Annotated in this window: 8 protein-coding genes and 1 pseudogene; 6 read left to right on the top strand and 3 right to left on the bottom strand. The window is 50.4% G+C overall.

The window, feature by feature from the left end; genetic code table 11:
• Window positions 1-68: 68 nt before the first annotated feature.
• The 3 genes and pseudogenes from ACL2XM_RS11620 to ACL2XM_RS11610 all read right to left on the bottom strand — a co-directional run.
• Complete coding sequence (locus tag ACL2XM_RS11620; protein WP_413732984.1) at window positions 69-1112, bottom strand: FecR family protein; 1044 nt, start codon at window positions 1110-1112, stop codon at window positions 69-71.
• Window positions 1096-1686: an RNA polymerase sigma factor gene (locus ACL2XM_RS11615; RefSeq protein WP_410015441.1), complete on the bottom strand. Its 591-nt coding sequence runs from the start codon at window positions 1684-1686 to the stop codon at window positions 1096-1098. The genes ACL2XM_RS11620 and ACL2XM_RS11615 overlap by 17 nt, the downstream gene beginning before the upstream one ends.
• A gap of 284 nt (window positions 1687-1970) precedes the next feature.
• Window positions 1971-2156: pseudogene (locus ACL2XM_RS11610) on the bottom strand (Arm DNA-binding domain-containing protein); the annotation flags it as partial.
• A 798-nt stretch (window positions 2157-2954) separates the two neighbouring features.
• Here ACL2XM_RS11610 and ACL2XM_RS11605 point away from each other — a divergent pair.
• The 6 genes from ACL2XM_RS11605 (at window position 2955) to ACL2XM_RS11580 (ending at window position 13126) form a co-directional block, all read left to right on the top strand.
• The gene (locus ACL2XM_RS11605) at window positions 2955-5549 is read left to right on the top strand and encodes an N-6 DNA methylase (RefSeq protein ID WP_413732982.1); all 2595 of its coding nucleotides are present in this window, start codon (window positions 2955-2957) and stop codon (window positions 5547-5549) included.
• Window positions 5542-6822, top strand: a complete 1281-nt coding sequence (locus ACL2XM_RS11600; RefSeq protein ID WP_413732981.1) for a restriction endonuclease subunit S — start codon at window positions 5542-5544, stop codon at window positions 6820-6822. Before ACL2XM_RS11605 ends, ACL2XM_RS11600 begins: the two co-directional genes overlap by 8 nt.
• On the top strand, window positions 6819-7874 hold the full coding sequence (locus ACL2XM_RS11595; RefSeq protein ID WP_413732980.1) for a PDDEXK nuclease domain-containing protein: 1056 nt from the start codon (window positions 6819-6821) through the stop codon (window positions 7872-7874). Before ACL2XM_RS11600 ends, ACL2XM_RS11595 begins: the two co-directional genes overlap by 4 nt.
• On the top strand, window positions 7871-11134 hold the full coding sequence (locus ACL2XM_RS11590; protein WP_413732978.1) for a type I restriction endonuclease subunit R: 3264 nt from the start codon (window positions 7871-7873) through the stop codon (window positions 11132-11134). The genes ACL2XM_RS11595 and ACL2XM_RS11590 overlap by 4 nt, the downstream gene beginning before the upstream one ends.
• Window positions 11134-11841 carry a M48 family metallopeptidase gene (locus ACL2XM_RS11585; RefSeq protein WP_413732976.1) on the top strand — a complete coding sequence of 236 codons (708 nt, stop codon included), beginning with the start codon at window positions 11134-11136 and terminating at the stop codon, window positions 11839-11841. The genes ACL2XM_RS11590 and ACL2XM_RS11585 overlap by 1 nt, the downstream gene beginning before the upstream one ends.
• Before the next feature lie 166 nt (window positions 11842-12007).
• A complete protein-coding gene (locus tag ACL2XM_RS11580) occupies window positions 12008-13126 on the top strand; it encodes an ATP-binding protein (RefSeq protein WP_413732974.1) in 1119 nt (372 codons plus the stop codon).
• Window positions 13127-13136: the final 10 nt, after the last annotated feature.

The raw sequence follows: 13136 nt of genomic DNA, 5'->3' as shown, positions 1-13136 counted from the left end.
CCTGAATATTTTTAATTTTTTTTTCGGGGCAGTCGTTTTGGTGCAGGTCGTCCTTAAAGGCGAGGAGCTTAGCGTTTAAGAATCTGCGTCTCTCCTGCCTGAATATTGATTTTTACCGGTAATACCTTCGGCAACGCACGGGCAAAACTGTCCGGACGATGAGTGTTAAAACTGCCGCTAATGCGCAGTGCCGCAACGTCGGCGGAGGCCGGTTTATAGGGCACATCGCCGTAGCGCGAGAACTCAGCCAAGGCCAGGCTTAGCGGGGTGTTATTGAAATTAATTCGTGACTGCCGCCAGTCGGCGATGGCGTCCGGTTCTAATGGCAACTGACGCGTCAGGCTACCGTTAGCATCGCTGGTTGCCCGCTGGGTGGCGCGCAGCACCATCAGGTGTGGTTCATCTGCGCCCAGATGCAGGGTTGCCATTGCTCGCCAGCGCATATTGTCAAGCCACGCTCGCGGACCGACACGTACCACGCCGCTGCTAACGGCAACGTCCACGCCATCACCGCTCATCGACTGCGGGATATAGCGGATGCCGAAACTGGTACCCAGCACCGTGACGCGCGACGGCCCGCTCAGCACCACAAAGGGTTTATCTTGCTGATGGTTGACCTGAAAAAAGACCTGACCCTTGACGAGCGTGACTTCGCGGCGCTGCGGATAATAGGCTACCTGCACCTGTGTTTCAGCATCCAGACTGAGCACGGTGCCATCCGGCAGGGTGAGCTGTTTTGTTTCACCGCGACCGGTATGGAATGCTGTCGTCATAACGGGAGGGGCCAGCCATTGCCACAGCGGCCACACCAGCACCAGACAAAGCACGGCAGCGACCAGTCCAGGACGCCAAAAAGTACCACGTGAAGTCTCACGGATATTCCACGGCAGTGAATCACGCAGGCGGGCTACATTTTCCTGGGGCAAATCACCGATGCGTTGCCACAAAGACTGCATGGCCTGATAGCGTGCGGCGTTTTCATCCAGCAATAGCCAGTCGGCAAACTGGCGTTGTTCACTGGCAGACATACCGGACTGTTTTTTACTCAGCCAGCGTGCAGCCTGCTCATCGGCTGACAAGTGTTTTCCAATGGCGCTATTCATCACGGCCATCCTTATTCCTGTTGCTGGTACTCGCGGCGAAGTGTTCCTGCTGCCAGTGTTCGTTACTGCTGCGAAGGGCGGTCATGGCGCGGATAATATGTTTCTCTACCATGTTGATGGATATTCCCATATGGCGCGCGACGTCTTTTTGTGACAGGCCATCGAAACGGTGAAGGATAAAGGCTTCACGGCAGCGCGGCGGCAAGGCTTCGATAGTGCGCGTCATTAAATCATCATATTGATTCTTTTCAAGACATTCATAAGGTTGAAGATGTGACGGTGCCGCGAAATGCGCACTTTCGGTGTCTTCAGCTACATCATCCATTAGACGTTCGGGGCGTCGATAGTGGTCGATCAGCAAATTACGCGCGATGCGATACAGTAGACTCCGATGTGATCGGACTGGTTGCGTGACGGTCAGTGCGCGGATAAACGTTTCCTGCGCCATGTCTTCTGCATGTTCGCGGTCACGAAGCTTCCGGTTAATAAACCTATATAATTCAGTATAATATTTTTCGAAAGCAGGCACTTGGTTCTCTAATGATGAAATACAGGGATCTTCTGCGTTGCCTATATTACGCATAAATCTTCTAATCTTTCATTATTAAATGATAATCATTCGCGAGAGGCAACAGCAAGAGAGGGGGAGATTGCTCCGCAACCACCTTGCTTTGACGCAAACTGGAACAGCTGCAAAAATTACAGGTATAATCCCCCCATTATTCAACTGGTTTAGAAACGAAGATGACAAAACTCTGACTGGGATCGCCTTTGCCAGTAACTAGCTAATAAACAAGCTAAACCTGAAATCACTCCCTTGACCTGTCCCCAAGATTAGATTCAACGCGCTGTTAGTCATGTCACTTTGGCAAGAGAGATGAGAGGGTAGGCACCTAGAGCTAAGCGAGATTCTTTTTTATTGATGCGATATTTGAGATACCAAAGGCGTGAACCACCTGGATTGACTAAAAGGTACAGGCCATGAGAATCGGAAACTTTGAAAGGTTTAGCGGATGGTTTTAAGCTGCGGATTTTTGCGTCGTTAAGAGATATTTGGGGGGAACTCTGTCATCGAACCCCCCTGACCCCAAATCAGACCACCAATCTTGCCCGATGCGGAGGGGAAACTGAAAATGCATCGGGAAGACTTTTCACACTAACTTGTTGAATCTAAATCGTATAAAGATTCGTGAAGATGCATGAAAACATAAATTTGGCTCCTCTGACTGGGATCGCCTTTGCCAGTAACTGGCTAATAAGTAAGCTAAACCTGAATTGCTAGTCTGTCAAGACCACCAGAATGACCACCAAATAGAATGATGCCGATGCGGCGGTAATGTGACAAGAGAAAGGGCCAAGAATTGACGTTATTCCTTTGATTGAATCGGACCGTTTTAAAACAGAAGTATCCGCATCAGTCATCTCGGTGACTTCAGCTCAACAGCTATCAAGCAGGCCTCATAGCGAGAGCATGAAATGTCTTTGGCCGTGGGAACAGTCTAAAAATGTGCCATTCAAGCGTTGGTCGATCAACAAGCTAGGCGGCTTTAACAGTAAATCTCCCTAACCGTGCCCTCGTCATCAAGTTGTCCGGCTGGTACAATTCGGTGTGTATTATTGTGCAGCTCAAATTATCCGCCATAAACCGTCGCATCGCACTAAAAACAGGTTTTCAGACGTTTGTCGGAGGGCAATGAAGTGGTCGATCCGAAAGTTGAAAACAAAGACCATGATCTTGCTGGCGGTGTTGAAAAAATGCCAACAAAACTGCCTCAGTGCGATGGCGACTGACTTTCTGGTGGTGCTGGATTGTACCCCTGCGAGAACAAAAACCGAGGAACAGACTCAACAATGCCGTCCCCTAAACTTACACTCGCCCGTCTTGAAAGCCTGCTGTTGACTGCATGTGATGATCTGCGCGGCAATATGGACGCCAGTGAATACAAGGAATATATCTTTGGTATGCTGTTCTTGAAGCGTGCCAGTGACCTATTCGATCAGCGTCGTGAAGAAATCAGAAAAGAAGGCATAGCCGCGGATCTGTCGGAAGCAGATATCGCCCTTAATCTGGAAGATCCGGACCAGTATTTCGGCAAGTACTTTTACGTTCCGCCGCGTGCGCGCTGGAACGACCCTTGGATAAATGCCGCGGGCAAACCTCAGCCGGCACTAAAACACGTCAAAGACAACGTTGGCTCCGCGCTTACTAAGGCTTTGGAGGAACTGGAAGACTGTAACACTGACGCTCTGCAGGATGTGCTTAAGGGCACCATCAACTTCAACCGCAAGATTGGCCAAAACACGCTTGATGACGACACTCTGGTTGATTTCATTCAGAACTTCGAAAAGATTCCGCTGCGTGATGACGATTTTGAATTCCCTGACCTGCTCGGTGCCGCCTATGAATGGCTGATTAAGCACTTCGCAGATTCAGCGGGTAAGAAGGCGGGTGAATTTTACACCCCGGCAGAGGTGGTGCGTATCTGCGTCGAGATTTGTGACCCGCAAGCAGGCATGAGTGTCTACGATCCGACGGTAGGCTCGGGCGGTATGCTGATTCAGGCGCGTGACTATCTGCGTGAGTGCGGTACGGATGCCAGCGAACTGTCGCTTAACGGACAGGAAAAAATGGGCACCACATGGTCCATCTGCAAGATGAACATGCTGCTGCACGGAATCTCGCATGCCGATATTCGTAATGCCGATACGCTGGTTGACCCGCGGCATAAAACCGAAGATAACGAACTCAGGCGCTTCGACCGCGTACTAGCTAATCCCCCGTTCAGCCAGAACTACGCACGTAGTCAGACCAAGGACGATGGTACGGGTACTAAGAAAAAAGTCCCCATCGCCTACCCTGGCCGTTTCCACGTGTGGATGCCGGAAAAAGGAAAAAAAGCCGATCTGATGTTCGTACAGCACATGCTGGCGGTGCTTAAGAGCGATGGTCGTATGGCCACCGTGATGCCGCACGGCGTGCTGTTCCGAGGTGGGGAAGAGCGCGAGGCGCGCCATTATTTTATTGAACGCGGCTATCTTGAGGCTGTGATCGGCCTGCCCGGCAATCTGTTTTACGGTACAGGTATCCCGGCCTGCATTCTGGTTCTCAACAAGGCGGGTGCTGCAGAGCGTAAGCATGTGCTGTTTATTAACGCCGATCGCGAATACCGTGAAGGTAAGGCGCAGAATCACCTACGTCCGGAAGATATCGACAAGATCGTGCAGGCCTACCGTGCCGGGCAAGATATTCCGGCCTACGCTAGACGCATAGCGGTGGCAGATATCCAGGCCGAGGACTACAACTGTAATATCCGCCGCTATGTCGATAACTCCCCGCCGCCTGAACCGCATGATGTACGTGCTCATCTGCACGGTGGCGTACCAGTCAGCGAGGTGGATGCCCTAGGCCACTTCTGGCAGAACTATGCCGGTCTGCGAGAAAGCTGCTTTGTGCCGCGTGCCGCTAGTTTGCATTCAGGTAATGGAGCGGTGGCCTATGCCGATTTTTCGCCGGCGTTGCAAGACAAACGCGCTATTGCCGAACATATTGATAGCCACCCTGGCGTTTCCCTGCGACAAGCGCAATTTATGGCCGAGCTGCAAAGCTGGTGGCAGCAATACCTGCCCGTGGTTGAAGCGCTGGCACCTGATGCCGACAACCAACAGGCCAGGGCCACCAATGTCTATCAGATGCGTGCCATGCTGCTCGATAGCATTGAGCGCACTTTTGCCAGCCAGCATCTGCTCAATAACTATCAGGTACGGGGCGCCTTCGCCAATTACTTCAAACTGCTTGCCTCTGATTTTAAATCCATCGCCGCCAGCGGCTGGGGACCTGAGCTGATCCCCGATCAGGACATCCTGCAAAGCCAGTTCCCGCAGGTACTGGCCGAACTGGAGCAGCAACATGCCCGCCTGGCTGAACTGCAGGCCCTGTTTGCTGCCGCCGGCGAAGAAGATTTTGAAGACACTGACAATACTGGCGTACTGCCTGCCGACGAAGTGAAGTCCCTCAAAGCCAGCCTGAAAGAAGCTAAGAGCATGATGAAACTGGCCCGGCGCGATAGCGCCTTTGGTAACTGGCAAAGTCACCAGCAGGAAGCCGTACGCATCGAAGCGCAACTAGCTCGCCATAAGGCGCTGGAAGACGAAGCTAAAGGGCTAAAGACGGCGATCAAATCCACTGAGTCGAAAAAGTATGAACTGGTTGAGCAGGCGCGTCTGAAGATCAGTAAGGATGACGCGAGGAAGGTTATTGTCGAACGCTTAGGCAAAGTACTGTTCGACAGCTATCGCCAGTATTTGCGTGCCGATCAACGTGCCTGCATTGCGGCGATCGAAAATCTGTGGAGTAAGTACGCGGTCACGGCTAAGCAGATTGAGGTCGAGCGTGATGAGGCAGCCAAAGCCTTGCAGGCGTTTTTGGTGGAGTTGGGTTATGAGTGAGTTCAAAGAAGTCGCTGTTGGTGCTAATTTAAAACTTACAAGCGGATTTCCATTTGCCTCATCTAAATTCTCGAATGAAGGTTTTCCACTTATTCGGATTCGAGATATCTTAACTTCGCAGACAGAAACATGTTTTAGTGGCACGTTTCCTCCCGGCTATATCATCAAGAAAGGCGATATTCTCATTGGCATGGATGGCGACTTCCACGTTGTCAAGTGGCGTGGCAATGATGCACTTCTAAATCAACGAGTGCTTAAAGTAGAAGTTAAGAATGAATTTGTTATTACTTTGGATTACTTGTTCCACTGGCTTGGCCCATTTATAAAAAAAGTTAACGATATAACCGCAGCCACAACAGTTAAGCACCTATCTGTAAAAGATCTCGCAAAGGCAAAAGCAAAGGTTCCTGATGTTGAGGTGCAGAAAAAAATCGCCGCCATTCTAACCACTATCGACAATGCAATCGAAAAAACTGAAACCTTGATCGCGAAATATCAACAAATCAAAGCAGGCCTCATGCACGACCTGTTCACCCGAGGTGTGTTGCCTAACGGTCAACTCCGTCCCCCGCGTATTCAGGCTCCCGAACTATATCAGGAAACGGCGATTGGTTGGATTCCGAGAGAGTGGAAGGTCCCCACTCTCGAAGAATTGCTTGCACCACTACCGAACAATATCCGCAGCGGACCATTTGGTAGTGCCTTACTTAAACATGAACTGGTTGAGGATGGTATTCCATTATTAGGTATCGATAATGTTCATGTAGAGCGCTTTGAACCTGAGTTTCGTCGGTTTGTAAATGAACGGAAATTTAAAGAGTTAGCCAAGTACAGAGTTCGTCCCCGTGATGTGGTCATCACCATTATGGGAACTGTCGGTAGATGTTGCGTCATACCTGATAATCTTGAACTAGGGCTCTCTTCCAAGCACCTTTGGACGATGACATTTGATCTTGAGAAAGTTATCCCTGAATTGATCTGCTGGCAGCTTAATCATTCAGCTTGGGCTAAAGCGTGGTTTCGTCGTGCAATGCAGGGGGGGATAATGGATGCAATTCAGTCCAGCACATTAAAGACTCTGCATTTGCCAGTTCCAGATATTAACGAGCAAACATTAATTTATGCTCGGTATGTCAAGGTTTCGGCGCAAATTCAGCAGGAAAGTTCGCTACTGAAAAAGCTCAGAAAACAAAAGCGTGGCCTGATGCAAGACTTGCTCACCGGAAAAGTGCCGGTACAGGTTAACGAACTCGACATGGAGGTATCCGCATGACTCAGGAGTTCCCGGCTTCACTGACCCCAATGCCCAGCGACTACGCCGACTGGCTGGTCGACCTGAAGGGCCGTATCCACAGCGCCCAGCAGCGTGCCACAATGGCGGTCAACCGGGAGCTAGTGGGGCTGTACTGGCAGATAGGCCGGGATATTCTGGTGCGACAGGCGGATCAAGGCTGGGGTGCCAAAGTCATTGAACGGCTGGCGCATGACTTACGTTCTGCCTTTCCTGAAATGAAGGGATTCTCACCGCGTAACCTCAAGTATATGCGCGCTTTTGCCGAAGCCTGGCCGGATGCGGAATTTGTGCAAGCGGTGCTTGCACAATTACCCTGGTATCACCAACTGGCCCTGCTGGACAAACTGAACCACCCGGAAGATCGCCGCTGGTATGCCACCAAAGCTATCGAACACAGTTGGTCGCGCAACATATTGGTGATGCAAATCGAAACCGGTTTGCTGCAGCGTAGCGGCAGCGCAGTAACTAACTTCGATATCAGCCTGCCTCAGGCGCAGTCTGACCTGGCGCGGGAGTCACTGAAAGATCCGTACCGTTTCGATTTCCTCGGGCTGACTGAGGAAGCGCAGGAACGTGAGGTGGAAAATGCCTTGGTAAAGCATGTGACCGAGTTTTTGCTGGAGCTGGGCGCGGGCTTCGCCTTTGTCGGGCGACAGGTGTTGCTGGACGTAGGCGGCGACGAGTTCTTTATCGACCTGCTGTTCTACCATCTCAAGCTGCGTTGCTATGTGGTAATCGAGCTCAAAGGCGGTAAGTTCAAACCCGAGCATCTGGGGCAATTGGGATTCTATCTAACGGCGGTGGATCGGCAGGTGAAAGACCAGCAGGACAACCCGACCATTGGTCTTTTGCTCTGTAAGAGCAAAAACAAAGTCGTTGCCGAATATGCCTTAGGGGATAAGTCTCAGCCGATGGGCATTGCTGAATACAAGTTAGTTGAATCGCTGCCGTTGGAGTTGCAAACCAGTTTACCCAGCATCGAACAATTGGAGCGGGAATTGGCAGGGAATGCAGAGAAGGACTCTGTATGAGCGAATATAGCGAAGTCGAAAAGCCGTTTCTGGACCAACTGGCTGAACAGGGCTGGACGGTGATCGACCAGGGCAGCGGCATCCCGCAGCAGGCGGGGCCCAGCCTGCGCAGCAACTTTCGCCAATGGCTTTTACCCGAAATTTTCGACCAGGCTGTTCGAGCTATCAACCGCACAGACGATAATCGTGAATGGTTGACGGACAGACAACTGGAAGACTTACGTGGTCAACTGCTGCGCCAGCCTAATCGTACCCTGCTGGAGGCTAACGAGGCGGTGCAGTCGCTGCTGTTTAAGGCGCAGACTGACAGCAACGAATTGACTGGCGAAGCCGATCCGGTGGTGCGCCTGATCGATTTTCACGATCCTGCAAACAATCAGTTCCACGCCATCAACCAGTTTCGCATCGACACGCCGGGCTGTGTGAAGGCATTTATCATCCCCGATATTGTGTTATTCGTGAATGGCATCCCGCTGGCGGTGGTGGAATGCAAGATAGGGTCGGAAACCTGCGCTAACCCGATGCAGGAAGCCTTTGTGCAGTTACAGCGCTATATGGGACGACGGAAGGAAACCACAAACGCGGGCCTGAAAGAGGGGGAGCCGCGCCTGTTCCACAACAACCTGTTGCTGATCCGCAGTTGTGGCCTGGAAGCGGACTACGGCAGTATTACCTCTGGCGAAGAATATTACTACGCCTGGAAAACGCTTTACCCGCAAGATGATGCCGCCCGCGAGGGCATGAATGCCCAGCAGCAACTGATTGCCGGGATGCTGAATAAGACCAATCTGCTAAAGATTTTGCGCACCAGTGCGGTTTTTATGGATACCGACGGTGGGCCACGCGTCAAAGTGGTATGCCGCTATCAGCAGTTTCGTGCCGCGGGCAAGATCATCGAGCGCCTGCGTCAAGGCGATACAGTGCTGGAGCGTAGCGGTGTGGTGTGGCATACCCAGGGCTCAGGCAAGTCGTTGACCATGGTTTTTTTGGCCCGAACGATCCGTGCCAGTCTCGACCTTAGCGATTACAAGCTGGTTCTGGTGAATGACCGACAGGATTTGGAACAACAGTTGTGCAACACCGCTACCCTGATCGGCGGGCGGGTGAATGTGATTGAAAGCCGCCAGGGCTTGCGTGCACATCTTGCCACTGATAGCTCGGACGTTAGCATGGTCATGGTGCACAAGTTTCAGGAGCAAAAGCAGACGTTGACTAATGCAGTCGCCGAGGCGCTGGGTACCTATCTGGCCATGCCCGCAGGTAAGACCTTTGGCGTGGTGAACAGCTCTGAACGCATCATTTTGATGATTGATGAGGCGCACCGTACGCAAAGTTCGGACCTGGGTGATAACCTGTTTGAGGCCTTTCCCAATGCGGCCCGGATTGCATTCACTGGCACGCCCTTGATTACCGATCGTCATGGCGAAAAGAAAACCCACAAGCGTTTTGGCGAGTACATTGATACCTACCGGTTGATGGATGCGGTGAACGATGGCGCTACGCTACAAATCCTCTATGAGGGCAAAACCGCTGACAGTGCGCTGAACGAGAAGCATGCTTTTGATACGGCGTTTGAAGATTTATTCAAAGACCGCAGTGATGAGGAGTTGCTGGCGATCAAGAAGAAATACGGCGCTACCGGCGACATTCTGGAGGCAGAAAACCGGATCAACGCCATTGCTCGCGATTTGGTTGCGCACTATGTTGACAACATCCTGCCAAATGGCTTTAAGGCACAGGTGGTGTGCCATTCCAAGCTGGCCTGTGTGCGTTACCGCAACGGTATCGAAGCGGCATTAGCTGAACGAATAGCCAGGGAAGAAGGGCTGATTCTGCCAGATACAGCGTTGATTGAGCGCCTGCGTTTTCTGAAAACTGCGGTGGTGATCTCCAGCGATGGCACTAACGAAGCAGCCTTTATCACCTCTGCGCGCAAACAGGCACAGCGCATGAATGCGGTGGAGAACTTCTGCCGTAGCTTCGATTTGAATGATCCCGACAAAGCAAATACCGGCATTGCCTTTCTGATCGTGTGTGACATGCTGCTAACGGGCTTTGATGCGCCGATTGAGCAGGTGATGTATATCGATAAAAAATTACGTGAGCACAATTTGTTACAGGCTATCGCGCGTACCAACCGTGTGAAAAAGGGTAAACAGCGGGGATATATCGTTGATTATATCGGTCTGGCCAATCATCTGACCGAGGCACTGACGCTGTACGCCGCCAGCGATGAGTTGCAGGAACTCCACGACGGAATGCAGAATATCACGTCAGAGTTGCCGGTGCTGGACGAACGCTATCAGCGATTGCTGCAACATTTCAGCGCCCTGGGAATCAGGCAGATTAGGGCCTTCGTTAATGGTGAGCTACCTGATCTGGAGGCCGAGGTCGACGTTGTGCACGAGGCAGTCAGGGCGCTTAAAGATGAGAAAAAACGTGCAGACTTTGAGATCTACCTCAAAAAATTTCTGATGAGTCTGGATATCATCCTGCCGCATCACTCTGCTCAGGCTTATCGTGTACCGGCAAAACGGTTCGGCTACATTTTGCAGGTCGCCAGAGAGCGTTATAAGGACACAAGTCTTGACCTTGGTAGCGCAGGTGAAAAGGTTAAAACCCTGATTAATGAGCATCTGATCAGTCTTGGAATCAACCCGAAGGTGCCACCGGTAGAGTTGTTATCAGAAGACTTTCTTGAGAAGCTGGCCAGTCATGCTGGGCAGAACAGTGAAGCCAAAGCGAGCGAGATGGAACATGCTATCCGCAAGCACTGTACCGTCCACCACGATGAGGATCCTGCCTTCTATAAGAGCCTGTCTGAAAAGGTGAATGCACTGATCGAGAAGCACCACGACGAATGGGAATTGCTGGCTGAAAAACTGATTGATCTACGTAAGGAGGCTATTGCAGGTCGACAGCAAGGTGAAGGGGGGATGAGTAAGGAAGTGACCACTTTTTACCAGCACATTGCTCGGCTTGGCTTTGCCAGTGGTACTGTTAATGATGCGGATAAACCCGCGTTTAAGGTATTGATGGGTACCTCGGTGACAATACTGCAAGAAAGCATCGCCAGCATCGACTTCTGGCTGAATCCTGACAAACAAAAACGTGTGCGCGGTTTGATCAAAACCGAGATCGCCAGGACCGGAATCGAGGAATTGAAGCTGAATCGTGAGCGAGTGGCCGTGGAAATCATGAAACTGGCTAAAAATCGCCATGATGAATTGATTAACATGGTACGGACGGAGGATATATAATGCAACGCCGCCAGATTCGCGATATTGAATATCAATTATTGCCAGGAAGCGATCGTCAGACTACCGACATTGTGATTGAACGCAACGGTGCTATTACCGTGCGGCCTCCCCAGCGAATGACACCTGAGCAGGTAGATGAAACCGTGTTCAGCAAGCGCATGTGGATCTACCGTAATCTGGCTGAGTGGCGCGATCTTAATGCTACTCGAGTAGTGCGCGAATGGGTTAACGGTGAGACTTTTCTCTATCTGGGGAGAGGCTTTCGACTTCAGTTAGTCGCGGGACAGAACGACGATCTCAAGCTTAAGGATGGTCGCTTCTGCCTGCGGCGCGATATCGTCCAACAGGGAGATGACTTCGCGGCCCATCAGGCGTTCGTACTTTTTTACCAGGTTAAAGGTTTGCCCCGTATCCGTAGCCGAGTGGCCTTGTTTGCAGCCAAAGTGGGTGTGAACCCCGGTACAGTACAAATTAAAGATCTGGGTTACCGCTGGGCTTCATGCAGCACGAATGGAGAACTCCATTTCCACTGGAAATGCCTGATGGCGCCGCTAAGCGTCATTGACTATATCATCGTCCACGAGCTTTGCCATCTGCGTTATCGTGATCACTCGGATGCGTTCTGGAACGAGGTAGACAAGGTATTGCCGGATTATCGCGAAAGAAAAGAGTGGCTCAGGGGCCGTGGGGCTGGATTGGATCTGTGAGAAACTAACCACTTCTCTTTATTTGACGTTAAATATCTGTCGTTATTTTAAAACTAAAAGCCCGCTTAAGTTTCCTTGCAGGCTGAAACTATAGCGATTTCATAAACAACTCATTAGAATAACTGGCAAGACCTCCGCTGGGGATTGACAGGAAAAAAATATAATAATGTTCAGTGACATTGATAAGCTACTTAACGCTAACCCAGGCCTGACGGGGCGTGAGATCGCCAAGCAACTTGGGTTTGATAAAAAAAAGGTCAATTCATTCCTGAGTAGAAGTGGGCATTTATTTAATCAAGATGAGAATTATAAGTGGTTCCAGTCCACGAACAGAACTTTTGTACTTTCTCTTCCTGGTGACACTTGGCTTACCCAGGATGACTTTGAGGAAGCTCTTTCTAAAAGTGGAAATCCTTTAGATGGGACCTACAAAGCAGCCGACATAATCTTCCCCAATAACTGTTCTCTGATGATGGTGGCTATTGCCAGGATGCTGTCTTTACTTAATCAACTGTCATCCCGAAATATCGCGGTCACTATCGATTTAACTAAATGTAAAAGAACAAGAACTTTCCTCAATCGCTCTGGTTTTTACGATCTGCTGGATCAAAAGATTACCGTTCTACCCTTCAGACCTCAGCTTGGCAATTCTGATGCTGTAAAATATGTTGATAACAGTGAGAGTCTGGTTGAATTCGGCGCGATAGACATGGGTTCAACAAAGGCCGAAATCAGTGAACTTATCAAGAGACTGGGACAACGCTTCGTTTCTGAAGCCTCCAAAGATTATCTTACTGTCATTATGACGGTCTTTAGCGAACTCATTAACAATGTTAAGGATCACAGTAATAGCCATATTCCTGGTTTTGCAGCTCTGCAGAGCTACAATGGCAAGGGAAGGAGGAAGCATATACAGACGGTGATTTCGGATAGCGGGCTTGGAGTAGTGACAACCTTACGCGCAACGCTCCAGGGTAATTATCCTGAATTATATGCAAAATTCCCTGCTGGTTTATTGCGTTCCGACATAGATCTGGTTAAACACGTTTTTTCTAACGGCGGGATTAGCCGCCATGGTTCAAAAGAAGGGCGGGGCCTTGGTTTTGAAAGTTCTCGAAAGCAAGCGTCCAAAAACGAAGCGTTGCTCATCATCAGACAAACACATTTCAGCATTGAACTGAATTACAAAGATGGTGAACTTGTCACAGCTGAGGTTAAGGAAAATCTTAGTTTGATAAACGGTACTCATATCTGCTTCGATTTCTTTATTGACACCCCTAAATAAAACAGATTAA

The sequence above is a fragment of the Sodalis sp. RH20 genome (assembly GCF_047324205.1).
In the GTDB taxonomy this organism is placed as follows: Bacteria; Pseudomonadota; Gammaproteobacteria; order Enterobacterales; family Enterobacteriaceae; genus Acerihabitans.
The sequence above is the reverse complement of the archived record's forward strand: the minus strand, read 5'-3'. Positions and strand labels throughout refer to the sequence as shown.

What these genes read in the sequence shown, in the direction of transcription:
- ACL2XM_RS11620 (WP_413732984.1), bottom strand. Translation starts at nt 1,112, where the DNA reads ATGGCCGTGATGAATAGCGCCATTGGAAAACACTTGTCAGCCGATGAG.
- ACL2XM_RS11615 (WP_410015441.1), bottom strand. Translation starts at nt 1,686, where the DNA reads ATGCGTAATATAGGCAACGCAGAAGATCCCTGTATTTCATCATTAGAG.
- ACL2XM_RS11605 (WP_413732982.1), top strand. Translation starts at nt 2,955, where the DNA reads ATGCCGTCCCCTAAACTTACACTCGCCCGTCTTGAAAGCCTGCTGTTG.
- ACL2XM_RS11600 (WP_413732981.1), top strand. Translation starts at nt 5,542, where the DNA reads ATGAGTGAGTTCAAAGAAGTCGCTGTTGGTGCTAATTTAAAACTTACA.
- ACL2XM_RS11595 (WP_413732980.1), top strand. Translation starts at nt 6,819, where the DNA reads ATGACTCAGGAGTTCCCGGCTTCACTGACCCCAATGCCCAGCGACTAC.
- ACL2XM_RS11590 (WP_413732978.1), top strand. Translation starts at nt 7,871, where the DNA reads ATGAGCGAATATAGCGAAGTCGAAAAGCCGTTTCTGGACCAACTGGCT.
- ACL2XM_RS11585 (WP_413732976.1), top strand. Translation starts at nt 11,134, where the DNA reads ATGCAACGCCGCCAGATTCGCGATATTGAATATCAATTATTGCCAGGA.
- ACL2XM_RS11580 (WP_413732974.1), top strand. Translation starts at nt 12,008, where the DNA reads ATGTTCAGTGACATTGATAAGCTACTTAACGCTAACCCAGGCCTGACG.